The organism is Pseudomonas sp. Au-Pse12 (genome assembly GCF_021341665.1).
Classification (GTDB): Bacteria; Pseudomonadota; Gammaproteobacteria; order Pseudomonadales; family Pseudomonadaceae; genus Aquipseudomonas.
On sequence record NZ_JAJTTH010000004.1, the window covers coordinates 425,298 to 448,557 of the forward strand.

At 63.6% G+C, this 23,260-nt stretch carries 23 protein-coding genes; 13 read left to right on the forward strand and 10 right to left on the reverse strand.

Annotation, left to right across the window (positions count from 1 at the left end; all coding sequences use genetic code 11):
- Positions 1 to 43 precede the first annotated feature (43 nt).
- Positions 44 to 1,438 (reverse strand): argininosuccinate lyase, encoded by a 1,395-nt coding sequence (gene argH, locus LXM55_RS13755; RefSeq protein WP_072443493.1) that lies wholly within the window; start codon positions 1,436 to 1,438, stop codon positions 44 to 46.
- Between the two features lie 625 nt (positions 1,439 to 2,063).
- On the opposite strand from argH, the gene LXM55_RS13760 reads away from it, so the two are divergent.
- From LXM55_RS13760 to rsd, 7 genes are all read left to right on the forward strand, one after another.
- Positions 2,064 to 2,810: a LytR/AlgR family response regulator transcription factor gene (locus LXM55_RS13760; RefSeq protein ID WP_233320849.1), complete on the forward strand. Its 747-nt coding sequence runs from the start codon at positions 2,064 to 2,066 to the stop codon at positions 2,808 to 2,810.
- 126 nt (positions 2,811 to 2,936) lie between these two features.
- Complete coding sequence (gene hemC, locus LXM55_RS13765; RefSeq protein WP_233320850.1) at positions 2,937 to 3,878, forward strand: hydroxymethylbilane synthase; 942 nt, start codon at positions 2,937 to 2,939, stop codon at positions 3,876 to 3,878.
- Positions 3,875 to 4,642: a uroporphyrinogen-III synthase gene (locus LXM55_RS13770; RefSeq protein WP_233320851.1), complete on the forward strand. Its 768-nt coding sequence runs from the start codon at positions 3,875 to 3,877 to the stop codon at positions 4,640 to 4,642. Before hemC ends, LXM55_RS13770 begins: the two co-directional genes overlap by 4 nt.
- A 17-nt stretch (positions 4,643 to 4,659) precedes the next feature.
- Entirely contained in the window at positions 4,660 to 5,799 is a 1,140-nt protein-coding gene (locus LXM55_RS13775; RefSeq protein ID WP_233320852.1) for a uroporphyrinogen-III C-methyltransferase, read from the forward strand.
- Positions 5,796 to 7,034, forward strand: coding sequence for a heme biosynthesis protein HemY (locus LXM55_RS13780; protein WP_233320853.1), 1,239 nt, complete (start codon positions 5,796 to 5,798; stop codon positions 7,032 to 7,034). Before LXM55_RS13775 ends, LXM55_RS13780 begins: the two co-directional genes overlap by 4 nt.
- A gap of 162 nt (positions 7,035 to 7,196) precedes the next feature.
- A complete protein-coding gene (locus tag LXM55_RS13785) occupies positions 7,197 to 7,718 on the forward strand; it encodes a disulfide bond formation protein B (protein ID WP_233320854.1) in 522 nt (173 codons plus the stop codon).
- Positions 7,719 to 7,925: 207 nt separating this feature from the next.
- A complete protein-coding gene (rsd, locus tag LXM55_RS13790) occupies positions 7,926 to 8,384 on the forward strand; it encodes a sigma D regulator (RefSeq protein ID WP_233320855.1) in 459 nt (152 codons plus the stop codon).
- A gap of 57 nt (positions 8,385 to 8,441) precedes the next feature.
- Here rsd and LXM55_RS13795 read toward each other — a convergent pair whose 3' ends face one another.
- On the reverse strand, positions 8,442 to 9,107 hold the full coding sequence (locus tag LXM55_RS13795) for an FKBP-type peptidyl-prolyl cis-trans isomerase (protein ID WP_233320856.1): 666 nt from the start codon (positions 9,105 to 9,107) through the stop codon (positions 8,442 to 8,444).
- Between the two features lie 193 nt (positions 9,108 to 9,300).
- On the opposite strand from LXM55_RS13795, the gene LXM55_RS13800 reads away from it, so the two are divergent.
- On the forward strand, positions 9,301 to 10,440 hold the full coding sequence (locus LXM55_RS13800; RefSeq protein WP_233320857.1) for an AlgP family protein: 1,140 nt from the start codon (positions 9,301 to 9,303) through the stop codon (positions 10,438 to 10,440).
- Here LXM55_RS13800 and LXM55_RS13805 read toward each other — a convergent pair.
- Entirely contained in the window at positions 10,437 to 10,901 is a 465-nt protein-coding gene (locus LXM55_RS13805) for a TIGR02444 family protein (protein WP_233320858.1), read from the reverse strand. The two genes, LXM55_RS13800 and LXM55_RS13805, sit on opposite strands and share 4 nt — an antisense overlap.
- A 50-nt stretch (positions 10,902 to 10,951) precedes the next feature.
- On the opposite strand from LXM55_RS13805, the gene LXM55_RS13810 reads away from it, so the two are divergent.
- From LXM55_RS13810 to LXM55_RS13820, 3 genes are all read left to right on the forward strand, one after another.
- The gene (locus LXM55_RS13810) at positions 10,952 to 12,862 is read left to right on the forward strand and encodes an ATP-binding cassette domain-containing protein (protein WP_092317472.1); all 1,911 of its coding nucleotides are present in this window, start codon (positions 10,952 to 10,954) and stop codon (positions 12,860 to 12,862) included.
- Positions 12,862 to 13,443 (forward strand): mechanosensitive ion channel family protein, encoded by a 582-nt coding sequence (locus LXM55_RS13815; RefSeq protein ID WP_233320859.1) that lies wholly within the window; start codon positions 12,862 to 12,864, stop codon positions 13,441 to 13,443. Before LXM55_RS13810 ends, LXM55_RS13815 begins: the two co-directional genes overlap by 1 nt.
- Before the next feature lie 118 nt (positions 13,444 to 13,561).
- Positions 13,562 to 14,194 carry a LysE family transporter gene (locus LXM55_RS13820; protein ID WP_233320860.1) on the forward strand — a complete coding sequence of 211 codons (633 nt, stop codon included), beginning with the start codon at positions 13,562 to 13,564 and terminating at the stop codon, positions 14,192 to 14,194.
- A 58-nt stretch (positions 14,195 to 14,252) separates the two neighbouring features.
- Here LXM55_RS13820 and LXM55_RS13825 read toward each other — a convergent pair whose 3' ends face one another.
- The 5 genes from LXM55_RS13825 to LXM55_RS13845 all read right to left on the reverse strand — a co-directional run bounded on the left by LXM55_RS13825 (position 14,253) and on the right by LXM55_RS13845 (position 19,090).
- Complete coding sequence (locus LXM55_RS13825) at positions 14,253 to 14,996, reverse strand: penicillin-binding protein activator LpoB (protein ID WP_233320861.1); 744 nt, start codon at positions 14,994 to 14,996, stop codon at positions 14,253 to 14,255.
- 3 nt (positions 14,997 to 14,999) lie between these two features.
- Positions 15,000 to 15,587, reverse strand: a complete 588-nt coding sequence (gene lpoB, locus LXM55_RS13830) for a penicillin-binding protein activator LpoB (RefSeq protein ID WP_060841666.1) — start codon at positions 15,585 to 15,587, stop codon at positions 15,000 to 15,002.
- A 33-nt stretch (positions 15,588 to 15,620) separates the two neighbouring features.
- Positions 15,621 to 15,992, reverse strand: coding sequence for a YcfL family protein (locus tag LXM55_RS13835; RefSeq protein ID WP_060841665.1), 372 nt, complete (start codon positions 15,990 to 15,992; stop codon positions 15,621 to 15,623).
- Positions 15,993 to 16,004: 12 nt separating this feature from the next.
- On the reverse strand, positions 16,005 to 17,495 hold the full coding sequence (locus LXM55_RS13840) for a COG3014 family protein (protein WP_233320862.1): 1,491 nt from the start codon (positions 17,493 to 17,495) through the stop codon (positions 16,005 to 16,007).
- Between the two features lie 224 nt (positions 17,496 to 17,719).
- Positions 17,720 to 19,090, reverse strand: coding sequence for a COG3014 family protein (locus tag LXM55_RS13845; protein WP_233320863.1), 1,371 nt, complete (start codon positions 19,088 to 19,090; stop codon positions 17,720 to 17,722).
- A gap of 245 nt (positions 19,091 to 19,335) precedes the next feature.
- On the opposite strand from LXM55_RS13845, the gene LXM55_RS13850 reads away from it, so the two are divergent.
- Both LXM55_RS13850 and LXM55_RS13855 read left to right on the forward strand, forming a co-directional pair.
- Positions 19,336 to 21,234: a cytochrome c/FTR1 family iron permease gene (locus tag LXM55_RS13850; protein WP_233320864.1), complete on the forward strand. Its 1,899-nt coding sequence runs from the start codon at positions 19,336 to 19,338 to the stop codon at positions 21,232 to 21,234.
- Positions 21,235 to 21,314: 80 nt separating this feature from the next.
- Positions 21,315 to 21,770 carry a YaiI/YqxD family protein gene (locus tag LXM55_RS13855; protein ID WP_015637443.1) on the forward strand — a complete coding sequence of 152 codons (456 nt, stop codon included), beginning with the start codon at positions 21,315 to 21,317 and terminating at the stop codon, positions 21,768 to 21,770.
- A gap of 41 nt (positions 21,771 to 21,811) precedes the next feature.
- On the opposite strand, the gene elbB is transcribed toward LXM55_RS13855, so the two are convergent.
- Both elbB and LXM55_RS13865 read right to left on the reverse strand, forming a co-directional pair.
- On the reverse strand, positions 21,812 to 22,480 hold the full coding sequence (gene elbB / locus LXM55_RS13860) for an isoprenoid biosynthesis glyoxalase ElbB (RefSeq protein ID WP_233320865.1): 669 nt from the start codon (positions 22,478 to 22,480) through the stop codon (positions 21,812 to 21,814).
- Positions 22,481 to 22,531: 51 nt separating this feature from the next.
- The gene (locus tag LXM55_RS13865) at positions 22,532 to 23,158 is read right to left on the reverse strand and encodes a DedA family protein (RefSeq protein ID WP_233320866.1); all 627 of its coding nucleotides are present in this window, start codon (positions 23,156 to 23,158) and stop codon (positions 22,532 to 22,534) included.
- Positions 23,159 to 23,260 lie beyond the last annotated feature (102 nt).

Consider the following 23,260-nt stretch of genomic DNA (forward strand, 5'->3'; position numbering starts at 1 on the left):
TGCCTGGTCAGCCTGCTGATGCAGCAGGCTGACCGGCGACGGCCTAGCGGCTGGCCAGCAAGGCCTGGCCGCGAACCACGGCTGCCCGAACCTGGGCCGGTGCAGTGCCGCCGATATGGTTACGGGCATTCACCGAGCCTTCCAGGGTTAGCACGGCGAACACGTCCTGCTCGATCTGGTCGCTGAACTTGCGCAGTTCTTCCAGGCTCATCTCCGCCAGATCCTTGCCGGTTTCCACGCCGTACTTCACCGCATGGCCGACGATTTCATGGCAGTCGCGGAACGGCAGGCCACGGCGTACCAGGTAGTCCGCCAGGTCGGTGGCGGTGGAGAAACCGCGCAGCGCCGCTTCACGCATGATGGCGTGCTTGGGCTTGATGGCCGGGATCATGTCGGCGAAGGCCCGCAGCGAGTCGCGCAGGGTATCGGCGGCGTCGAACAGCGGTTCCTTGTCTTCCTGGTTGTCCTTGTTGTAGGCCAGGGGCTGGCCCTTCATCAGGGTCAGCAGGCCCATCAGCGCGCCGAATACCCGGCCGCTCTTGCCGCGCACCAGTTCCGGCACGTCGGGGTTTTTCTTTTGCGGCATGATCGAGCTGCCGGTGCAGAAGCGGTCCGGCAAGTCGATGAACTGGAACTGCGCGCTGGTCCACAGCACCAGCTCTTCGGAGAAGCGCGACAGGTGCATCATCGCCACGCTGGCGGCGGCGCAGAATTCGATGGCGAAGTCACGGTCCGAAACGCTGTCCAGCGAGTTGCCGCCCACCGCTTCGAAACCCAGCAACTGGCAGGTCAGTTCACGGTCGATCGGGTACGTGGTGCCGGCCAGCGCCGCGCTGCCCAGAGGCATGCGGTTGGTGCGCTTGCGGCAGTCCACCAGGCGCTCGTAGTCACGGCTGAGCATTTCGAACCAGGCCAGCATATGGTGGCCGAAAGTCACGGGCTGGGCGGTCTGCAGGTGGGTGAAGCCCGGCATGATGCTTTCGGCCTCACGCTCGGCCAGCTCCAGCAGGCCTTTTTGCAGGCGGGTGATTTCACCGAGGATCAGGTCGATCTCGTCCCGCAGCCAGAGGCGGATGTCGGTGGCCACCTGGTCGTTGCGGCTGCGGCCGGTGTGCAGCTTCTTGCCGGTGATGCCGATGCGGTCGGTCAGGCGCGCTTCGATGTTCATGTGCACGTCTTCGAGGTCCACGCGCCAGTCGAAACTGCCGGCCTCGATCTCGCCCTGGATGGTCTTCAGGCCGTCGATGATGCTGTCACGCTCGGCGTCGGTGAGCACGCCGACCTTGGCCAGCATGGTGGCGTGGGCGATGGAGCCCATGATGTCGTGGCGATACAGGCGCTGGTCGAAAGTGACAGAGGCGGTGAAGCGGGCGACGAAGGCGTCGACGGGTTCACTGAAGCGGCCGCCCCAGGACTGATTGGTCTTGTCAGTGCTCATGAATTCGCTCGTGATCTGCTGAAGGAAGATGGCGTAAAAACAGGCGCCGATAATAACAGGGTTGCCCGGGCTGTCGCTGGCGCTGGTCGGCAGCTTTTTTCTGTGCAGAGTGTCTGGACGGCTTGTCGCCGTCTTCGAGGGCGCAGAGACTGAGGCTGGCGCAATCGAAAGTGCTCCAGGTCAGGCGAGTGCCTTGAGTGCGGATGGTGATATCGATCAAACGATATTTATCGATTGAGCAATATCGTCTTGGCAACCGTCTACAGTTGGACAGGAGGACCGGCACAATTGCGTAACACCCCTCGCGTGTTCGCCGTGGGCCCGTCCAGCAAGTTCACACCGCGCAGGGCCAGGCAATCCGTCCACCAAACGAGACGGGTGCGGGCAGGGTGGGCGGCGACCACAATCACGAGGGGGGCTTTGTGTTGAAGACCAGCATTCCCTGCAACGCCGTCGCGCATCTCACGACCTTGAACGGTACCGGGCAGGTACGGGCAAATATTGGTGCCCGACTTGCGGCACTTTTTGGCCTTCGCACTAGTCTTAGCGTGGATCGCCGTGACGGACGTCACTCCACCTGTCTACGCTATCCTTGTGCGAGACTCACGCAGGAATCCAGCGCAATATGAATGTCCTGATCGTTGATGACGAACCCCTAGCCCGCGAGCGCCTGAGCCGGATGGTCAGTGAGCTTGAGGGATACAGTGTCCTGGAGCCCAGCGCCACCAATGGCGAAGAGGCATTGAGCCTGATCGACAGCCTGAAGCCGGATATCGTCTTGCTCGACGTCCGCATGCCTGGGCTGGATGGTCTGCAGGTAGCCGGCAAGCTGTGCGAACGCGAGACGCCTCCAGCGCTGGTGTTTTGCGCCGCGCCGGACGAATTCGCCCTGGAGGCCTTCGACACCAGCAGCGTTGGCCACCTGGTCAAGCCCGTGCGTTCCGAGCTGTTGCTGGAAGCGCTGAAAAAGGCCGAGAAACCCAACCGTGTGCAATTGGCGGCGCTGACCCGGCCGGCGGCGGAAAGCGGCAACGGCCCGCGCAGCCACATCAGTGCCCGTACACGCAAAGGCATCGAGCTGATTCCCCTGGCTCAGGTGGTGTACTTCATTGCCGACCACAAATACGTGACCCTGCGCCACGAAGGCGGTGAAGTGCTGCTGGATGAACCCTTGAAGGCCCTCGAAGATGAGTTCGGCGACCGCTTTGTGCGTATCCACCGCAATGCGCTGGTGGCCCGTGAGCGCATCGAGCGCTTGCAACGCACGCCGCTGGGGCATTTCCAGCTGTACCTCAAGGGGCTCAATGGCGATGCGCTGATTGTCAGCCGACGGCATGTGGCGGGCGTGCGCAAGATGATGCAACAGCTCTAGGCCGGGATTTAACCCGCGTAAATAGCGAAGCCTGGCGTCGGGAGGACGCTGCGTTTCTGATACAAGTCAAAGCTGCTTTGGCTGAGCTGTTATTATCTGCCGTATCTATTCAGTACGGATTGATCCATGTCCTCTCGCGAAATCCGCATCGCTACCCGCAAAAGTGCTTTGGCCTTGTGGCAGGCCGAATACGTCAAAGCCCGTCTGCAAGAGGCCCATCCGGGCCTTGTCGTGACCCTGGTGCCCATGGTCAGCCGCGGCGACAAACTGCTCGATTCGCCCTTGTCGAAAATCGGTGGCAAGGGGCTGTTCGTCAAGGAGTTGGAAACCGCGCTGCTGGAAAACCAGGCCGACATCGCTGTGCACTCGATGAAAGACGTGCCGATGGATTTCCCGCAGGGCCTGGGGCTGTTCTGCATTTGCGAGCGCGAAGACCCGCGTGACGCTTTTGTCTCCAACACCTACGCCAGCCTCGACGACTTGCCCGAAGGCAGTGTGGTCGGCACCTCCAGCCTGCGTCGTCAGGCCCAGTTGCTGACCCGTCGCCCCGACCTGCAGATCCGCTTTCTGCGGGGCAACGTCAACACTCGCCTGGCCAAGCTGGATGCCGGTGAGTACGACGCCATCATTCTTGCGGCTGCCGGCCTGATCCGCCTGGGGTTCGAAGATCGCATCAGCTCTTCCATCAGCGTCGATGACAGCCTGCCCGCTGGCGGCCAGGGCGCGGTCGGTATCGAATGCCGCAGTGCCGACACTGAAATCCACGCGTTGCTGGCTCCCCTGCACCATGCCGATACCGCCAGCCGGGTCACCGCAGAGCGAGCACTGAACAAGCATTTGAACGGTGGCTGCCAAGTGCCGATTGCCTGCTATGCGGTACTGGAAGGCGAGCAGCTCTGGCTGCGTGGCCTGGTGGGCGAGCCGAGTGGCGGCCTGCTGCTCAGTGCCGAGGCCCGCGGGCCGCGCGCGTTGGCTGCCGAGCTGGGCGTGCAAGTGGCGGACGCGCTGCTGGCGCAGGGCGCCGATGACATCCTGCGGGCGGTCTACGGCGAGGCGGGCGAGGAGTGACTGGCTGGCGCCTGTTGCTGACCCGGCCGACCGAGGACTGCGCCGCGCTGGCGGCGATCCTGGCGCAGTCCGGGGTGTTCAGCAGCAGCCTGCCATTGCTGGAAATCCAGGCTTTGCCGGTCGGCGATGCGCAGCGCTCGACCTTGCTGGCGTTCGACCAGTATTGCGCGGTGATTGTGGTCAGCAAGCCGGCAGCGCATCTCGGCCTGGGCCTGTTGCGCCAGTATTGGCCGCAACCACCGGATCAGGCCTGGTTCAGCGTAGGCGCTGGCACCGGGCAGATTCTCGCGGATGCCGGCCTACGGGTGGCCTATCCCCAGCAGGGTGATGACAGTGAAGCCTTGCTTGAACTTCCCCAATTGCGCGAGGCTATCGGCCGGCCCGATCCACGAGTGCTGATCGTGCGTGGGGAGGGCGGGCGCGAGCTGCTCTCTGAGCGTTTGCGTGACCTAGGTGCTAGTGTCGATTATCTGGAGCTCTACCGCCGCTGCCTGCCGCACTACGCCGAGGGCGCATTGCTCCAGCGCATTCAAGTGGAACGCTTGAACGGGCTGGTGGTCAGCAGTGGGCAGGGTTTCAGCCACTTGCGGCAGTTGGCGGGGCCCGCCTGGCCGCAACTGGCGAAATTGCCGTTGTTTGTTCCAAGCCCTCGGGTTGCCGACATGGCACACGCCGCCGGGGCGGAAAAAGTTGTGGATTGTCGCGGTGCCAGCGCCGCGGCTTTGCTAACGGCGTTACGGGAGCAACCCGTGCCCGTTCTCTAAACGCAAAGGATGGATACGTGAGCGAAACAGCCTTGCCTAAAGATGAAGTCCAGCCGGTGTCCGAGACTCCCGCTGAACCCACGAACCCAACCGTTGAACGTCGTGGCAACGGGTTGGCAGTTCTGGCCCTGCTGCTGGGGGCGGCAGGCGTCGCCGTTGGCGGCTGGGGGGTATGGCAGGTGCGCCACCTGCAAGCCAATAACCAGCAGCAACTCAGCCAATTGCAGGCGTTGGGCGATCAGGCCCAGGATTTCAAGCTCAGCGAGCAGCGCTTGAGCGCACGCCTGGAGCAACTGCCCGCGGCCGATGAGCTGGAAGACCGGCGGCGTCTGGTGGCTCAGTTGCAGGGTGACCAGCAGCGTCTGAGCCAGCGCCTGGAAACCGTGCTGGGTGCCAGTCGCAAGGACTGGCGCCTGGCTGAAGCAGAGCACCTGTTGCGTCTGGCCAGCCTGCGTCTGTCGGCGTTGCAGGACATCAGCAGCGCCCAGGCCCTGGTTCAGGGCGCCGACGATATCCTGCGTGAACAGAACGATCCGGGTGCCTTCGCCGCCCGTGAGCAGTTGGCCAAAAGCCTGGCGGCCCTGCGCAGCACCGAGCAACCAGACCGCACCGGGCTGTTCCTGCAACTGGGCGCCCTGCGTGATCAGGTGCTTGAATTGAGCGCCGTGGCCCCGGAGTACAAGGATCGTGGCGAATCGTTGCTCGGCCTGACGGCCGATGGTGACGGCGCCAGCCGCTGGGCGCAGTGGTGGGATCAGGTCTCGCGCTACTTCCGTATCGATTTCAATGCTGACAAGAACATCCGTCCGCTGCTGGCGGGGCAGGGCCTGACCCAGGTGCGCCTGGCCTTGAGCCTGGCGCTGGAACAGGCTCAATGGGCGGCCTTGAACGGCCAGGCCGCGGTCTATACCCAGGCCCTGACCGAAGCCCGTGACGTGCTCACCGGCAACTTCAACCAGGACAATCCGCAAAGCAAGATCATGCTCGAGCGCCTGTCCGAGTTGAGCAAGCAACCGGTGACAGTCGTCACTCCGGACCTGGCCAAGACCTTGAGTACGGTTCAGGCCTATCTGGAGCGGCGTAGCCTGAGTGTCGAAGAGTCGGTCAAACCCTTGGCCAAACCTGCGGTGAACAGCACCCAGGAGACCAGCCCATGAAGCGCGCCTATGTGATCCTGCTGCTGGTCATCGCCGCCATTGGCCTGCTGGGCCTGGCCATCGCCGAGCATCCCGGGTACGTGCTGATCGCCTACAGCAACTTTCGTTATGAATCGAGCCTGTGGGCGACCCTGGCGCTGGTCGCACTGATCTGGCTGGTGCTCTGGGGCATCAAGCTGCTCATCGAGCTGGTGATGGTGTCCGGCGGTGTGGTCAACCCCTGGTCACGACGCAATCGCAGCCGCCGCGTGCAGATCGCCATCGAGCAGGGCCAGATGGACCTCGCCGAAGGTCGTTGGGCCAGCGCGCAGAAGCACCTGCACCGGGCTGCGGAGGCCGAGCGCCAGCCGCTGCTGTACTACCTCGGCGCCGCGCGGGCGGCCAATGAGCAGGGCCACTATGAGGAGTGCGACCGCTTGCTGGAGCGTGCGCTGACTCGCCAGCCTCAGGCCGAGCTGGCCGTGGCCCTGAGCCACGCCCAGTTGCAGACCGATCGTGGTGACACCGAAGGCGCCCTGAGCACCTTGCAGGCCATGCATGAGCGCCACCCCCATAGCGTGCAGGTGCTGCGCCAATTGCAGCGCCTGCACCAGCAGCGTGGCGATTGGTCGGCCCTGATCCGCCTGCTGCCCGAGCTGCGCAAGGACAAGGCGCTGCCGGCCGGCGAGCTGCAGGAGCTGGAGCGTCGGGCCTGGGGTGAAAACCTGTCCCTGGCCGTGCGCCGTGAAGAGGACCAGGTCGCCGGCCTGCAATCGCTCAATCGTGCCTGGCAGCAGTTGACCTCGGCGCAGCGCCAGGAGCCGCAACTGGTGCTGGCCTACGCGGAACAATTGCGTCAGTTGGGCGCTGGAGCCGAAGCGGAAGAAGCATTGCGTACGGCCCTCAAGCGCAAGTACGAAAGCCACCTGGCACGGCTCTACGGCCTGGTGCGTGGCAGCGACCCGTCGCGGCAATTGCAGACGGCCGAGCACTGGCTGAAAGAGCATGCGGACGATCCGAGCCTGCTGCTGACGTTGGGTCGCCTGTGCCTGCAGAACAGCCTGTGGGGCAAGGCTCGCGACTATCTGGAAAGCAGCCTGCGCCTGCAGCGCAACCCCGAAGCCTGTGCGGAGCTGGCGCGCCTGCTGGCACAGTTGGGGGATACAGAGCGCAGCAACCAACTGTTCCAGGAAGGCCTGGGAATGCTCGACGAACGCCTGTTGGCTTCGCCGCTGCCGGTTCCGGCGCGGGCCTGAAGTCCCTTGGGGCCGGTTGCCTGTTCTGGGCGGCCGGCCCTTTTACCTGGGTTTCGCGGCGTTCCCGCCGTCTCTTGTCGAGCGGTTGCGGCATAGCGCTTCTTGAAAGCGGCGAGCGCTTTCTCTACCGTGGCTGCCTGTTTCTCCCGTTACGGATATCTCATGTCGCTGGCCGGCTCCCGCTTGCTGTTCTCCCTGGTGTTCCTGGTGGGGGCCTTGGCCTCGTGGGCGGCGTTCAACCTGCAATCCGGTGGCGGCCTTGAATCCTGCCCGTTGTGGGGCGTGCAGCGGCTGCTGTTGCTGATGTTCGGTGGGGTCAATCTGCTGGCGGTGGTGCAGGGCCCCGGGCGCGTGGGGCGAGCGGTCTACTGGGGGCTCAACCTGTTGTTGGGGCTGTTGGGCGTGATCACCGCCGGGCGTCATGTGCTGCTGCAGAACATTCCCTCCGAACAGCTCCTGGCCTGCCTGCCGGATATGTCCTTCATGCTCCGCCACCTGTCCTGGTGGCAGGCGTTGAAGTTGACCTTCATGGGCACCTCGGATTGTGCCGAAGTCACCTGGACCTTGCTGGACATGAGCCTGCCGGAGTGGAGCCTGCTGTTTTTCGTGATCATGCTGATCTTTAGCGGCTACCGTCTGCTGCGCCTGCTGCGTGTTACACGCAAGGCTGCGGTATTGCCCTGAGTCAGTGTTTGGCGGTAGGTCGAGGATTAAACGCTTGTATGAACTTTATCTCCTGCGTACCTTGATGCTGTTGTCGAGCGGGCATAATCTGGCCCGCACCTGTCACTGGAATTATGTTGCTCGATGCAGTTATGCCTGACCGGATTCAGAGTCTCTAAAAAGGGGCGGTGGGCAAGCGGCATGACCCATAAGGGAAGAGAGATCACCATGCTCGAAAGTTGTCAGAATGCTCAGGAACGCTGGGGTGGAGTGCATCTGCTGATCGACCGCTGGTTGCAGGAGCGTCACGAACTGGTTCGAGCCTATGATGCGCTGGGCGCCAAACCCGAGGCATTGAGTGAGAGCAAGAAGCCGCTGCAGGAATTCTGCGGGATCCTGGTGGACTACGTTTCCGCCGGCCATTTTGAAATCTACGAACAGCTGACCAGCGAAGCCAAGGCCTTTGGCGACAAGCGCGGGCTGGAGCTGGCCGATACCCTCTACCCACGCATCGACGTGATCACCGAAAAGCTCCTGGCGTTCAACGACCTGTGTGACGCGGGGCAGTGCGTGGCGCAGAAATTCCAGGAGTTGGGTGGCCTGTTGCACGAGCGCTTCGAGCTGGAAGACTGCCTGATCGAAGTGCTGCATAACGCCCACAAGCAGGAAACGGCGGCACAGGCCTGAGAACAGCGCCTGAGTAACAACGGCACGCTTTGGCGTGCCGTTTTTCGTTGTGCCGCCTCAGCCGGCGACGCCGAGCAATTCGATATCGAATACCAGTGGGGTATAGGGCGCGATCAGGTCGCCGGCACCTTCAGTGCCATAGGCCTGGTTCGACGGAATCACCAGCCGCCATCTGGCTCCGGTGGGCATCTGCGCCAGCGCGCTGCGCCAGCCGGCAATCACGCTGTCCAGTCGGAACCATTGCGGCTGCTGGGTCTGATCGAACACCGTGCCGTCGGGCAGGCGTCCGGTGTAACGCACCTGGACCGAGCCATTGGGGTTGGGTTTTTTGCCGCTGCCGGGGCTCAACTCGGTCAGCAGGATGCCATCGGCCAATTGGCGCACACCGGGCTTGGCCTTTTCTTCATCGAGAAAGCGCTGTTCGTTTTTCAGCGCGGCTTCTGTCTGAGACTTGGCCGACTGCTCGTTGATCTGTGCCTCATGCTCGGCAAGGATCTGTTCGATGCGTTCGTTTTTCAGTGCCAGTGGCTTGCCTTGATAAGCCGCCTTCAAGCCTTCGACCAGTGCCTGGATCTGCAGGTCCGGCACTTCGTCGCGCAGGCGCTCACCGAGACTGGCCCCCAGGCTGTAGGCAAGATCGTGAGCGTTATTGGGTGGCGCTTCGGCCGCCGCTTGAGCCAGTGGCAAGAACAGGCTCAAGGATAAAAACAGGTAACGCGACATGGGCACTCTCCGGCCTGAGTTGCGGTGGATTATGCCAGCGACAAAGCGCTCGTTGGTGAGCAACTTCGATGGGTGCAAAGAACATTTTCATTCGGCTGCAACGCCAGGCTTTCGATACTGTCAACATGCCCTAGCGGCGGTAGCAGCAGAGGTCTAGTATGAGCCGCAACTCACGTCAGCCAGGAGGTAAACCATGTCGGCCAATAAGAAGCCTGTAAATACTCCGTTGCATTTGCTCCAACAGCTGTCGGGCAGCTTGCTCGAACATTTGGAAAACGCTTGTTCCCAAGCCTTGGCTGATGCTGAAAAACTGCTCGCCAAGCTGGAAAAACAACGGGGCAAGGCGCAGGAAAAACTGCACAAATCGCGCACCAAATTGCAGGACGCTGCGGCGGCCGGCAAAGCCAAGGCACAGGCCAAGGCGAAGACCGCGGTCAAGGAACTCGAAGACCTGCTGGACGCTTTGAAAGAGCGTCAGGCGCAAACCCGCAGCTATATCCTGCAACTCAAACGCGACGCCCAGGAAAGCCTGAAGCTGGCCCAAGGCGTGGGTCGCGTGAAGGAAGCTGTAGGCAAGGTATTGAGCACTCGTGATGCCAAGCCGGCAGCGGCAGCGGTAGCGGCGAAAAAGCCAGCGGCCAAGCCTGCTGCTAAAGCACCGGCGAAATCCGCAGCCAAGCCTGCGGCGAAGAAACCTGCTGCTGCCAGTGCGGCGAAGCCGGCCGTGGCCAAAGCCGCAGCGGCCAAGCCTGCTACCAAACCGGCTGCCAAGCCCGCAGCCACCAAAACGGCAGCTGCTAAACCGGCGGCGGCCAAGCCTGCTACCAAAGTTGCTGCAGCCAAGCCTGCGGCCAAAACCGTAGCTGCCAAACCTGCAGCCAAGCCCGCAGCGAAACCAGCCGCCAAAACCGCAGCCGCTAAACCGGTTGCTACCAAGCCGGCCACCAAGCCAGCTGCAGCCAAAGCAGCGGCCAAGCCCGTGAGCAAACCGGCTGCTGCCAAGCCCGCCGCCGCGTCGGCTGCGAAGCCTGTTGCCAAACCGGCAGCCGCCAAACCGGCAGCCAAGCCCGCCGCGAAAAAGCCTGCTGCCAAACCCGCAGCGGCCAAACCTGCTGTAGCCAAATCAGCGACCCCAGCCGCCAAGCCTGCTGCTCCTGCACCCGCTGCGGCCAAGCCTGCTGCGCCTGCACCCGCTGCGGCCAAGCCTGCTGCGCCTGCACCCGCTGCGGCCAAGCCTGCTGCGCCTGCTCCGGCAGCCTCGCCGGCCCCTGCAGCCAGCGCACCTGCCGCAGCTGCAGCAACAGCGACCAGCAACCCTTCCAGCGCTTCCTAAGCGCCGGCCACCGCGACGCGCAGCACTTGCAGCGCGTCGCGGTTGCGGACGGCGGCTTCGGCTGCCAGTCCTTTGAGCCAGTCATCCAGACTCTTGGCCTGAGCCTCGGGCCATTGGCTCACCCCTTCTTGCAAGCGCCGCAGCAACTGCCGTTCGGCTTCCAGTTCCAGGCTCTTCAGCTGTTCGCGCAAGGCGCTCAATTGCTCGTCGCCAGCGGCAGCGGCTCGCCACTCAATCCGCAGTTTGCGCAGGGGCTCGACGACCTCCTGGTGCCAGGGCGTCGCCAGCTCTTCAAGCTCTTGCACGCGCCGCTCATCACAGCCCACTCCCCGCTGGCCAAGCCAGGCGCCACAGAGCAGCAGGCAGACATTCGCGCCGCCATCCTGCAGTTGCAGGCAGGCCTCCTGCACGCCGGGCAGGGCGTAGGTCTTCAGGGCAAAGCTCCACAGGTCAGGGGACATATTGCTACTCGCGCCAGTTGCTAACGAAGCTGGTAGACTCCGCCGCCATTATGATTCGACTTCAGAACCTGACTTTACAGCGTGGCCCGCAACGTCTGCTAGAAGACGCCGAGCTGACCCTGCACGCCGGCCAGAAAGCCGGCCTGATCGGTGCCAACGGCGCCGGCAAATCCAGCCTGTTCGCCCTGCTGCGCGGGGAGCTGCACCCGGATTCGGGTGACTGCTTCCTGCCCGCCGATTGGCGCATTGCCCACATGCGCCAGGAGGTCGATACCCTCGAGCGCCTGGCGGTGGACTATGTGCTCGACGGCGACTTGCGCCTGCGCCAGGTGCAACGTGACCTGGCTGCCGCGGAAGCCGCCCATGACGGCGCCGCCCAGGCACGCTTGCATGCCGAACTGGACAGCGCCGACGGCTATACCGCCGACGCCCGGGCGCGCAAGCTGCTGGCCGGCCTTGGCTTCACCAACGAGCAGATGGATCGCCAGGTCGGCGACTTCTCCGGGGGCTGGCGGATGCGCCTGAACCTGGCCCAGGCCCTGATGTGTCCCTCGGACCTGTTGCTGCTCGACGAACCGACCAACCACTTGGACCTCGACGCCATCATCTGGCTCGAAGACTGGCTCAAGGGCTACCCCGGCACTTTGTTGCTGATCTCCCACGACCGGGATTTCCTCGACGCCGTGGTCGATCACGTCGCCCATGTCGATCAGCGCAAGATCACCCTCTATCGCGGTGGCTACAGCGCCTTCGAACGCGCCCGTGCCGAGCGTCTGGCCCAGCAACAGCAGGCCTACGAGAAGCAGCAGGCGCAGCGCGCGCACATGGAAAGCTACATCGCCCGCTTCAAGGCCCAGGCCACCAAGGCCCGTCAGGCCCAGAGCCGGATCAAGGCCTTGGAACGCATGGAGGAGCTGTCGGCGGCCCACGTCGATTCGCCGTTCGACTTCACCTTCCGTGAGTCGACGAAGATTTCCAGCCCGCTGATCGACCTCTCCGATGCCCGCCTGGGGTATGGCGAGCGCACGATCCTGGAGAAGGTCAAGCTGCAGCTGACCCCGGGCGCGCGGATCGGCCTGCTGGGGCCCAACGGCGCCGGCAAGTCGACCCTGATCAAGAACCTCTCCGGCGAACTCCAGCCGTTGTCCGGGCGCCTGACTCGGGGCGAGAACACCGTTGTTGGCTACTTTGCCCAGCACCAACTCGACTCCCTGGATTCCAAGGCCAGCCCCTTGCTGCACCTGCAGCGCCTGGCGCCCACCGAGCGCGAGCAGACCCTGCGCGACTTTCTCGGCGGTTTCGACTTCCGTGGCGCCCGGATCGACGAGCCGGTGCTGAATTTCTCCGGCGGCGAAAAAGCCCGCCTGGCCCTGGCGCTGATCGCCTGGGAGCGGCCGAACCTGTTGCTGCTCGACGAACCCACCAACCACCTGGACCTGGAGATGCGCCTGGCCCTGACCATGGCCCTGCAAGAGTTCAGTGGCGCGGTATTGGTGGTCTCCCACGATCGCCATCTGCTCAAGAGCACCACGGACAACTTCTTCCTGGTGGCCGACGGCAAGGTCGAGGAGTTCGACGGCGACCTGGACGACTACACCCGTTGGCTGGTGGATTACCGCCAGCGCAATGCTCCGGTCAGCAACACTCCGGTCAACCCGGACAAGACCGACAAGAAGGCCCAGCGCCAGGCCGCCGCGGCGTTGCGTCAGCAACTGGCGCCGCACAAGCGTGAGGCGGACAAGCTGGAAGCCGAGCTGGGCAAGGTGCATGAGCGCCTGGCCAAGATCGAGGCGAGCCTCGGTGACAGCGGTTTGTACGAGGCGGCGCGCAAGGATGAGCTGCGCGACTTGCTGGCCGAGCAGGCCAAGCTCAAGACCCGTGAGTCCGAGCTGGAAGAGGCCTGGATGGAGGCCCTGGAACTGCTGGAAAGCATGCAGGCCGAGTTGGAGGCGCTGTCCTGATGGAGGCGCTGCAGTTGCCGTTGCCGGCGCAGTGGATCGACCCGTTGTGGGTGGGCGTGCAGATCCTGCTGATTCTGCTGGCGGGCTATCTGGCCCAGCGTTTCGTGGCCCGTGGCCTGACCCGTCTGGGCGAGCGTTACCCGTTTCCGCCGCAGTTGCTGATGCCCCTGCGTGGCGGCCTGCGCTGGTTGATCATGGGCAGCGCGGTGATCTTCGTCCTGGAGCGCCTGGGGGTTTCCGCCACGGTGCTGTGGACCGCGTTGTCCGGCTTCGTCGCCGTGGCGGCGGTGGCGTTCTTCGCCATGTGGAGCGTGCTCTCCAACCTGCTCTGCGCGATCCTGATCTTCACCGTTGGCCCGTTCCGCCTGGGTGATGTGGTGGAGCTGGTGGACACCGTCGACAAGCCCGGCGTCAAGGGCCGGGTAGTGGCGATCAACCTGCTGTACACCACCCTCATCGAAGCCGAGGAGGCCGGCACCGGCAGCGCCATGGTCCAGGTGCCCAACAGCCTGTTCTTCCAGCGTTCGGTACGCCGCTGGCGGGGCACGGATGTGCTGCCTGTGGGCAACGGCGAGAAGTAACCCCTTCCCCTGCGGCAGCGACAGCGCCGTGCATCCGCTCCCGACGAAAAAAATATGGTCAGCCGCGAAGCAGAGGATTAGCTTAGGCAGCCACGACCAATTCGATCCGAGGTGTGCGATGGTGCTTGAGACATGGCTGGCGTTCTTTGCCGCCAGTTGGGTAATCAGTCTTTCCCCGGGAGCCGGCGCCATTGCGTCGATGTCCTGTGGTTTGCAATATGGTTTTTGGCGCGGCTACTGGAACGCCCTGGGCCTGCAACTGGGCCTGGCCATGCAGATTGCCATTGTCGCCGCCGGTGTTGGCGCCATCCTCGCGGCCTCGGCCACCGCTTTCTATGCCATCAAGTGGTTTGGCGTGGCCTACCTGGTGTACCTGGCGGTCAAGCAATGGCGCGCGCTGCCCAGCGACCTCAGCGATGATGCTGCCATCCGTCCCATCGGCAAGCCCCTGGCCCTGGTGTTCCGCGGTTTCCTGGTGAACATCAGCAACCCCAAGGCCCTGGTGTTCATGCTGGCGGTGCTGCCGCAGTTCATCGACCCGCATGCGCCTTTGATCAAGCAGTACCTGATCCTCGGCGCCACCATGATCGTGGTCGACCTGATCGTCATGGCCGGCTACACCGGGCTGGCGTCCAAGGTCCTGCGCCTGTTGCGTACCCCGGTCCAGCAGCGGCGCATGAACCGCACCTTCGCTGGCCTGTTTCTCGGTGCGGCGGGCTTTCTGGCGACTATTCGCAAAGCGGCGACCTAGGTTTTCCAGGAACAAAAAAAGGCGACCCATCGGGTCGCCTTTTTCATGTGTTCACGGCTTAGCGCAGGATCACCGGCGCCGTGTCCGGCGGCAGGTTGTTGCGCATCGGCGCTTGCCCCTGTTGCTCGTAGCCGCCGCGACCCAGCTGCTCGGCCATCTGCCGGGTGACGTCCTCGCCCAGGGCCTTGGACACTTCGCGCACCACCCGCGGACGGTTCAGCGAGACACGGATGTCCCGGCTGTTCACCAGCTTGGTGTCCTGGCCTTCGCCCATGGCGGTAAACGCCGAGGTGATCTCGAAGGTGCGGGTGTTGATCAGGCTGAAATCCGCCACCAGGGTCAGGCCCAGCACCGCCGAATAGCTGTCGGTGTTGGCCAGCTCGTTGATGTCCTGGGTGAAGTCGATGTCCGACACGGTGCCGAACAGCACGTAGTCGGCACCCTTGAAGTTACCGGCTTTGATGCGCTTGATGATGTCGTAGACGTTGGTCTTGGACGCGTCGGTGTGGGGCGAACCCTGCACCAGCTGGAACATCCCGGACTTGAGGATCCCGCCCTTGATATCACCGGTGAACTTGCGCAGTTCGCCTTCCTCGATGTAGCTGGTGCTGGATTCCAGTTCGTTGTAGCTGGCCGAGCCGCTGGAGCTGTAGTAGCCCTCGTGGTAGCTCTGCTGGGCCGAGACCACGTGAATGTATTCCTGCACACGTTCCTGGTAGGCCAGGTCCATGACTGCGACTTTCGGGGCCGCCTGCGCGCTGAACGCACAGGCCAGGGCCAGGATGCCAATCCATGCACGCATTGCTTAGCGCTCCGTGGTCTTGCGGATCTCTTTCTCGTCCATCCACTCGGCCAGACCGCTTTCAACGTCGATCAGTTGCAGGCTGAATTTGTAGAAGACGTCCTTGTAGTCGCTGCTGCGCTTGACGATGGAGCTGATGGAGCCCTCAAGACGGTACTTGGCGGCGACCATGTTGCCGGTCTTGGCCACGGTGGACTTCTTGTACAGGCCGCTCTGGTTCTGCAGCTTCAGCTGGTCGACCTGGCTCTGCATGGCGGTGTTGTCGCTGGCGAAGCGGGCAGTGCCGGATTTCATCAGCTGGGTCTTGATCGAGGTGGTGATCTCGCGGGTATCGATGTACTCGCTGGTCTTGTTCTTCACGTCGTAGACCTGCACCACCGGGCGGCCCTGAAGGATGCCGGACTGAGCCAGGGAGCGGGTCATGGATTCGGCGATCATCTGCAGGTCGGTGGAACCGAACTCGTTGGTCACCAGTTCCACGGCCTTGCTGTCGCCGTAGCTGATGTTCTTGCCACCCAGGACGGGGGAGTTGTTGGCGCAGCCGCTGGCCAGCAGGGCGACCACGGCGAGGAAGGAAAAGCGTGCAAACATGGAAGTGCTCTCTTGATCGGGTTCAGGGACGGCTTATTGGGTTTTGACTTCCAGGCGGAAGTCGGTGGCCTTGGGCACCGGCGCGATGGCCGGCAGGAACGTGGCCTGGGCCGCGTACAGGTTGAAGACTTTCCAGCTTTCTTCGTCAGCCACCGGGAAGCCGTCGTCGCCCAGCCAGACGAAGCGGTAGTACATCGTCATGTTGGTGTGGCTGGTGTTGTTCAGCGCCACCTTGACCGTCAGGAAGCCGTTTTCACGGGCGACCCGCATCGCGCCGATGGCGATGTTGTTGAACTTGTTCATCACCACCACCTTGCTCGCGGCACTGCCAGGGGCGGGAGGGGGCGGGGTGGCGCAACCGGCCAGTAGGGCCAGTGCGGCGACAGCGAGAAGTTTCAAGCGCATGGGGGGCTCCGCTTAAGGACGTTGGTTGCTGGCCATGTTCTGGCCGGCGTTGTTCGGGATGACATGGGCGGCCAGGCCGCTGCTGAACACCTGGTTGCCGACGACCCGCAGGGCGACCACCTGGTAGCGCTGGTCAATCTTGACCTGCACCTGGGTGCCGCCCAGGGCGTTGGGCAGGGTCAGGCTGTGTTCGCCCTGCTTGAGGCGCAGGCGTGTTACCTGGGTGTTGTCCGGCAGGGTGCGCCAGGTGCGGGTGTCGGCGCCTTCGGTCACCGCCGAGGCCAGGCCCACGGCCAGGCCGGCCAGCGGGTTGACTTCGTTCAGGTTCTTTTGCGCTACGCCACGGGTCACGGCGCGCACCGTGGTGCGCAGGATGATCCCCGGCATGTCGTCGCGCAGGGCACGGCGGGACATGGCGGTGGTGCTGTTGAGCAGGGTCAGGTTCTGCTGCTGGCCGTCGATGCCGATCTGGGCAAAGGTCTGGGTCGAGGTGTCGGCCTTGATCACCGGGAACGACAGCGGGGTGATCACCAAGTGGTCGTTGATCGGCAGAGGCAGGGGAATGCGCACCGAGTCCCGGGCCGGGGCCAGGCCGCTCTGCACCACGATCAGTACATCGCTTTCATTGGCCGCCAGGGCGGGTACCGCAGGTGCCTTGGTGGCGGCGGGGGCAGCCTTGCGCTTGGATTTGCCCGAGGTTTTGCTCGGCGCTTCGACTTTCACCGGTTCCATCGGCAGGTCCAGGTTCAGCAGAGCCTGCTCCAGCAGCGGTGTGTTGGGGCGCAGTTCGGCAGCCTTGCGGTAGCCAGGGGCGGCCAGGTCCTTCTCGCCCAGGGCTTCGTAGACGAAGCCGGCCAGGTAGTGGCTGAAGGCGCTCTGGTAGCTGTTTTTCAGGTTGACCACGTCTGGTGCGTCGAGGGCTTCCACCGGGTAGCCCTTGAGGTCCTTGTACTCGGTCTTGATCCCTTGCTTCTCGGCTTCGTCCTCGCGCTTGAGGTATTCCTTGTCGCGCAGTTCGGCGATCACCGCTTCGCGTTCGTGGGTCTTCTTGATCGCCATGCGGGCGCCGTCGAAGTCATTGCCGGCCAGCAGGTTCATGGCCATCTGGGTGGTCAGCATGACCTTTTCGTAGTCGTAGCCTTCGTAGCGGCGGACCTTGTCGTTGACCAGGAAGCTGCCGAACTGGGCCAGGTACTTGTCGGTATCGAGCTTGACCGAGTCTTCCCAGCTGGCCACCACCTGATCGGCATGGCCCCAGGCGGCCTGGCTGCCATTGAGGTCGCCCTTGGCCCGCAGCAACTCGCCCTTTTCGAAGTAGTAGAGCAGGTCCTTGTCTTCGCCCTTGTTGTTCTTTTCCAGCAGGATCAGGGCGGCATCGAGGTTGCCGGCGCGCAGTTGCTGGTTGGTTTCCTGAAGCTCGTTGTCGTAGCTGCGGAAGGCCGAACAGCCTGCAAGCAGAGTGACTGCGCCGAGCGCAATCGAAGTGAGGGCGCGGGATGCCATGGGTACTTCTTCTTCCCTGAATGAGACAGCCGGGCGTGCGGGTCGGGCTGGACGAACCCACTGGCAGGAGCGCTGGCTACCATGCCAATTCCTCATAAAAAGAGGAGCTTAAATGCCATCTCGCGATAACGAGGGCGCGGCATTATAAACGTGGTTCTGGGTGATGTAATGGCTTTTTAGGGTCAGATTGATATCTAGTTAGCCACTATGTGAGCGGCTGCGCATTAACCACCGAACAGCGCGGCCAGCGGCTTTCTTTCCTCTGGCGCGGGCGCGATGACGAACAGCTGGTCACCCACTCTGCGCAGGCTGATGACCTGGAAGCGCTGGTCCAGCTTGAAGGGCAATTGCGCGGTCTTGCCCAGGGCCAGCCGGTGCTGGCCTTTCTTCAGGCGCAAACGGGCTACCAGGGTGGTGTCCGGCAGGGTGCGCCAGGTGCGGGTGTCTGCGTCTTCGATCAGTACGTTGAGCTGTTGTCTCTCCTTGGCCCGCTGCGGGTCCTTCTTCAATTGCTGCGCCTGGAAGGCGGCGTAGGACTGGGCGCGGTAGGTGGTGCGCAGGATGATCCCGGGCATGTCGTCGCGCAGGGCCCGGCGCGACATCGCGCTGATGCTGTTGAGGGCGGTCAGTGGCTGTGTGCGGCCATCCACGCTGAGTTGTTCCACGGGGCGGGTCGAGGTGTCGGCGAGCATGATGGGGAACGACATCAGGGTTGGGATCGGCTGGCCCTCGATCTCCACGGTCACCGGCAGTTGCACCGAGCCCCGGGCCGGTGCCAGGCCGTTTTGCACAATGATCAGCAAGTCGCTTTCGTCGGCCTTGGCGGTGGGTCGATCCAGGCTGCGCAGGGCTTGTTCCAGCAGCGGCGTGCGCGGGCGCAGCTCGATCGCCTGGCGATAACCGGCGGCGGCCAGGCCCCTTTCGCCCAGGGCTTCGTAGAGGTAGCCGGCCAGATAATGGCTGAAGGCGCTCTGGTAGCTGTTCTTCAGTTCCAGCACTTCCGGGGCGTCCAGGGTGGCCACCGGATAACCGTGCAAATCCTGGTAGCGCACGTTGATGCCCTGGCTGTGGGCCTGTTCTTCGAGCTGCAGGTACTGCTTGTCCCGCAGCTCGGCGATCAGCGCCTCGCGCTCGTGGGTCTTCTTGATCTCGATGCGCGCGCCGTCGAAGTCCTGCTGGGCCAGGTGGTTGATCGCCATCTGGGTGGTCAGCATGACCTTCTCGTAGTCGTAGCCCTCGTAGCGTCGGACCTTGTCGTTGATCAGGTAGCTGCCGAACTGGGCCAAGTACTTGGCGCTGTCGAACTTCACCGACTCTTCCCAGGTGAACAGCACCCGGTCGGCCCGGCGCCAGGCCAGCTGGCTGCCGATCAGGTCGCCCTTGGCCCGTAGCAGTTCGCCTTTCTCGAAGTAGTAGAGCAGGTCCTTGTCCTGCCAGGGATTGTGCTGCTCCAGCAGGTTCAGGGCGCCGTCGACATTGCCGGCGCTCAGTTGCTGGTTGGTCTGCTGCAGCTCCAGGTCGTAGTTGCGAAAGATCGAACAGCCGCTCAACAGCAGCGCAACCAAGAGCAGCGAAGGAATCGGGTGGCGGGTCATGAGCGGTGTTTCTTCCCTGAGCGAGACCTGCGAGAGGTGGCGCATTATCGATGGCCGGCCAGGGTGCGGGAAGGGTGCCGAGTGGTTTTCTGAAGGCCTGCGAGGGCGTGGCAAAAGCCGCTGAAACTTGCGAGCTGGGGCAGGCGGCCGCTGAACGAAGATGTTTCAGCGGGGCAATAAGCCTTGAGTGAAACTCACTGGGAGTGAACAATATGTTACTTCGTATTTCCATTTGAGATTCGTTCATGACTGGCCCTTCCCGTTTACTGGCGTTGCTGGTGCTGCCGGTACTCGCGCTCTGCAGCTCCAAGCTGCTGGCCGATACCGTCGACGGCGCGCCCAAGGCCCTGCATCTGCTGGATTACATTGGCGCCGATTACCCACCCACGGTTGAAGCCGGCAAGGTCATCGACGAGTCCGAATACCGCGAGCAGGTGGAGTTTCTCGGGGTCTTGCAGGGGCTGATCGCCGACCTGCCGGCCAAACCGGAGAAGGCCGAGCTGGAGCAGGGCGTTGCCAGTCTGCGCAAGGCGGTGGACGAGCGTGTCGAGGGGGGCCAGGTGGCACGTCTGGCGCGGCAGATGGGGGCCAAGCTGGCGGTGGCCTATGAGGTCAGCCAGGCGCCGGTCATCACCCCGGACCCAAGCCGCGGTGCGCCGCTGTATGCCCAGCACTGCTCGGTCTGCCACGGTGAGAAAGGCGCTGGCGATGGGCCGGCCGGCGTTGGCATGACCCCGCCACCGGCCAATCTGCGAGATGCCGAGCGTCTTGATCGCCTGAGCCTGTACGCCGTCTACAACACCCTGGGGCTGGGTGTTGAAGGCACGGACATGCCGGCCTTCGCCGATCAGCTGGATGACCGTCAACGTTGGGACCTGGCCACCTACATTGCCGGGTTCAGCGCCGACCCGGCGGCGGTCAAGGGCGAGCAGGGCTTCAACCTGGCCGATCTGGCCCGGCAGACGCCTGCTGAAGTGCTGGCTGCCCAAGGCCCGCAGGCGGCTGCAACCTTCCGTGCCCAACGGGCCCAACCGCCCCAGGTCAAGCGTGGCCCGGCGCAGTTGCTGGACTACACCGCATCGACCCTGGACAAGAGCCTGGCAGCCTATCGCAACGGTGACCATGAGCAGGCCTACGACCTCTCGGTAGCGGCGTATCTGGAAGGTTTCGAGCTGGTGGAAAGCTCCCTGGACAACGTCGATGCCACGGTGCGCAAGGACACGGAAAAAGCCCTGATGGCCTACCGTCAGTCGTTGCAGGACGGTTTGCCGGTGGCTCAGGCCGAGCAGCGCCTGGACGCGGCCAAGGCCAAGCTCAAGGAATCGGCCGAGCTTCTGGGCGGCGACAGCCTGAGCTGGTCGCTGAGCTTTATCTCCGGCTTGCTGATCCTGCTGCGCGAAGGACTGGAAGCGATTTTGGTGCTGGCGGCTATCCTCGCTTTCCTGCGCAACACCGGCCAGCAATCGGCGGTGCGCAGCGTCAACGTCGGCTGGGGCCTGGCGCTGCTGGCGGGCTTGGGCACCTGGGCCCTGGCGGCTTATGTGATTGACGTCAGCGGTTCCCAGCGCGAGTTGCTGGAAGGCGCCACCGCGCTGTTCGCCAGCGTCATGGTGCTGTGGCTCGGGGTGTGGATGCACGACCGCCGGCATGCGGCGGCCTGGCAGGACTACATCAAGAGCAGCCTGGTGGGCGGCGGTGGGCGTTTCGGCTTTGCCGTCCTGGCGTTCTTCTCGGTGTATCGCGAGCTGTTCGAAGTGATCCTGTTCTACGAGACCCTGTGGCTGCAGGCGGGGCCTGCCGGGCACAACGCGGTCCTGGCTGGCGGTGCCACCGCCCTGGTGCTGTTGGTGGGCCTGGCCTGGGTGATCCTGCGGGGTTCGGCCAAGCTGCCGCTGGCACTGTTCTTCGGCATCAACGCGGCGCTGCTCTGCGCCTTGTCGGTGGTGTTCGCCGGGCACGGGGTCAAGGCCTTGCAGGAGGCCGGTATCTTCGGCACCCGGCCGGTGCCGTTCTTCGACTTCGATTGGCTGGGGATCCACGCCGACGCGTACTCGCTGGGTGCCCAGGCGGTGGCCATCCTGGCGATCGTGGTGCTTTATAGTCGCAGTCGCCTGAGTGAGAAGCGGCGTTTGCAGGCTTCTTGACGCTACGCGGTTGATCGCGGGCAAGCCTGCTCCTGCACGGGGTGGCTTGCCCGTTTTGCATTCTGGAAGGAGAACATTCAATGCGTGTGTGGATCGATGCCGACGCTTGCCCCAAGGCGGCCAAGGATCAAGTGGTGCGCTTCGCCTTGAAGCGCCAGTTCGAGGTGGTGCTGGTGGCCGGGCAGGCGCAGATCAAGCCGGCGTTTGCCTGCGTCAGGCTGATTGTGGTGCCCAGCGGTCCGGATGCCGCCGACGATTACCTGGTGGAGCACGCGGTACCCGGCGAATTGGTGATCTGCAGCGATGTGCCGCTGGCCGACCGCCTGGTGAAAAAGGGCGTGGCTGCCCTGGACCCGCGAGGCAAGGAGTTCGATGCGCAGAACATGGGGGAGCGTTTGGCGGTGCGCAACCTGTTTACCGACCTGCGTGAGCAGGGGCAGGTCAGCGGCGGGCAGGCGCCTTATGGCGATCGGGAGAAGCAGGCGTTCGCCAATGCCCTGGATCGCATCCTGACTCGCCTGGCGCGTCAGGCCTGAAGGGGGAGCAGGCTCCCCCCCCGGTACGGCTTGCTAGAGGGCTATTTCTCGCCTTCGTGAGTCAGTTCCAGCACCCGGTCCACCAGCTTGTTGATGCCCGAGGCCGCTTCGCTGATGGATTTCGCCAGCATGTAGGCCGGGGTGCTCACCAGCTTGCGCGCCTTGTCTTCGATGATCTCGCCCACTGCGCATTCGGCGTGGGTGGCGCCCATCTTGCCCAGGGCGGCGGCGGTGTCGGCATCGTTGCCGATGGTGCAGGTCACGCCGGGGCCGTAGATCTTCGCTGCCATGGCCGGGGCAATGCACATCAGGCCCACCGGCTTGCCTGCTTCGGCAAAGGCTTCGGCCAGGGCCAGGACGTCGGCCTGGACAGTGCAGGCAGCACCTTCGGTGGCGAAGCTGGACAGATTCTTGGCCGCGCCGAAGCCGCCGGGAATGATCAGCGCATCGAAGTCGTCGACGCTGGCTTCACGCAGGTCCTTGACCTCGCCTCGGGCGATGCGCGCCGACTCCACCAGCACGTTGCGGGTCTCGGCCATGGTTTCGCCGGTCAGGTGGTTGAGCACATGCATCTGGGGAATGTTCGGGGCGAAGCACTGCACCTGGGCACCACGCTGATCGAGGCGTAGCAGGGTGATCACACTCTCGTGGATCTCGGCACCGTCGAACACGCCGCAACCGGAAAGGATCACTGCAACTTTTTTGCTCATGGTTGTTTCTCCAGGTTCATGGTGCCGACAGCATGCCAAATGACGGGCGTGTCACTCCACCGGTGTCGTCGAAGCCTTGGCCTCGTCTCGCGCGGCGGCTTGTTCGGCCTCGTAGATCTGCTTGGCCAGGCGGGCGTTCTTGAAGCGCCGGCGTACCCACAGGCCGAAGCCCAGCACCAGCAGGGCGCCCAGCACCCACAGCTCGTACTTCTTGATGCTGCCGAGCATGCCTTCCATGACCGCGCCGAAATGGTAGGCGGCCTGGGCCAGGGCCACGGCCCAGATGGCCGCGCCAATACCGTTGAGCAGCAGGTAGCGGCCCGGCGGATAGCCGGACAGGCCGATGGCCACCGGCATCACGGTGCGCAGGCCGTAGACGAAGCGGAAGCTCAACACCCAGATGTCCGGGTGCTTGCGGATATGCTCCAGCGCCCGGTCACCCATCATTTGCCAGCGCGGCTTGCGCGCTAGCAGCTTGCGGCCATGCTTGCGCCCCAGGAAGTACCACAGCTGGTCACCGGCGTAGCTGCCGAAGAAGGCGACGATCATCACCAGCTTGATATCCATGTATTCGCGGAACGCAAGAAACCCGGCAAGAACCAGAATGGTTTCACCTTCGAAAAACGTGCCGAGAAAGAGGGCGAAGTAGCCGAAATCCTGAAGAAATTGTTGGAGCATTGTCTGGATGCTGGCGAAATGAACGCGCAGCCTACCCCTTCGACGACGTTCGGGAAAGTATCGAAATGTGTCTCGACGTGAACAATTGGGCCAATGACAATG

Bases quoted from the DNA above. Each gene is read 5' to 3' on its own strand.
- argH (WP_072443493.1), bottom strand. From the start codon at position 1,438: ATGAGCACTGACAAGACCAATCAGTCCTGGGGCGGCCGCTTCAGTGAA.
- LXM55_RS13760 (WP_233320849.1), top strand. From the start codon at position 2,064: ATGAATGTCCTGATCGTTGATGACGAACCCCTAGCCCGCGAGCGCCTG.
- hemC (WP_233320850.1), top strand. From the start codon at position 2,937: ATGTCCTCTCGCGAAATCCGCATCGCTACCCGCAAAAGTGCTTTGGCC.
- LXM55_RS13780 (WP_233320853.1), top strand. From the start codon at position 5,796: ATGAAGCGCGCCTATGTGATCCTGCTGCTGGTCATCGCCGCCATTGGC.
- LXM55_RS13785 (WP_233320854.1), top strand. From the start codon at position 7,197: ATGTCGCTGGCCGGCTCCCGCTTGCTGTTCTCCCTGGTGTTCCTGGTG.
- rsd (WP_233320855.1), top strand. From the start codon at position 7,926: ATGCTCGAAAGTTGTCAGAATGCTCAGGAACGCTGGGGTGGAGTGCAT.
- LXM55_RS13795 (WP_233320856.1), bottom strand. From the start codon at position 9,107: ATGTCGCGTTACCTGTTTTTATCCTTGAGCCTGTTCTTGCCACTGGCT.
- LXM55_RS13800 (WP_233320857.1), top strand. From the start codon at position 9,301: ATGTCGGCCAATAAGAAGCCTGTAAATACTCCGTTGCATTTGCTCCAA.
- LXM55_RS13805 (WP_233320858.1), bottom strand. From the start codon at position 10,901: ATGTCCCCTGACCTGTGGAGCTTTGCCCTGAAGACCTACGCCCTGCCC.
- LXM55_RS13810 (WP_092317472.1), top strand. From the start codon at position 10,952: ATGATTCGACTTCAGAACCTGACTTTACAGCGTGGCCCGCAACGTCTG.
- LXM55_RS13815 (WP_233320859.1), top strand. From the start codon at position 12,862: ATGGAGGCGCTGCAGTTGCCGTTGCCGGCGCAGTGGATCGACCCGTTG.
- LXM55_RS13820 (WP_233320860.1), top strand. From the start codon at position 13,562: ATGGTGCTTGAGACATGGCTGGCGTTCTTTGCCGCCAGTTGGGTAATC.
- LXM55_RS13825 (WP_233320861.1), bottom strand. From the start codon at position 14,996: ATGCGTGCATGGATTGGCATCCTGGCCCTGGCCTGTGCGTTCAGCGCG.
- lpoB (WP_060841666.1), bottom strand. From the start codon at position 15,587: ATGTTTGCACGCTTTTCCTTCCTCGCCGTGGTCGCCCTGCTGGCCAGC.
- LXM55_RS13835 (WP_060841665.1), bottom strand. From the start codon at position 15,992: ATGCGCTTGAAACTTCTCGCTGTCGCCGCACTGGCCCTACTGGCCGGT.
- LXM55_RS13840 (WP_233320862.1), bottom strand. From the start codon at position 17,495: ATGGCATCCCGCGCCCTCACTTCGATTGCGCTCGGCGCAGTCACTCTG.
- LXM55_RS13845 (WP_233320863.1), bottom strand. From the start codon at position 19,090: ATGACCCGCCACCCGATTCCTTCGCTGCTCTTGGTTGCGCTGCTGTTG.
- LXM55_RS13850 (WP_233320864.1), top strand. From the start codon at position 19,336: ATGACTGGCCCTTCCCGTTTACTGGCGTTGCTGGTGCTGCCGGTACTC.
- LXM55_RS13855 (WP_015637443.1), top strand. From the start codon at position 21,315: ATGCGTGTGTGGATCGATGCCGACGCTTGCCCCAAGGCGGCCAAGGAT.
- elbB (WP_233320865.1), bottom strand. From the start codon at position 22,480: ATGAGCAAAAAAGTTGCAGTGATCCTTTCCGGTTGCGGCGTGTTCGAC.
- LXM55_RS13865 (WP_233320866.1), bottom strand. From the start codon at position 23,158: ATGCTCCAACAATTTCTTCAGGATTTCGGCTACTTCGCCCTCTTTCTC.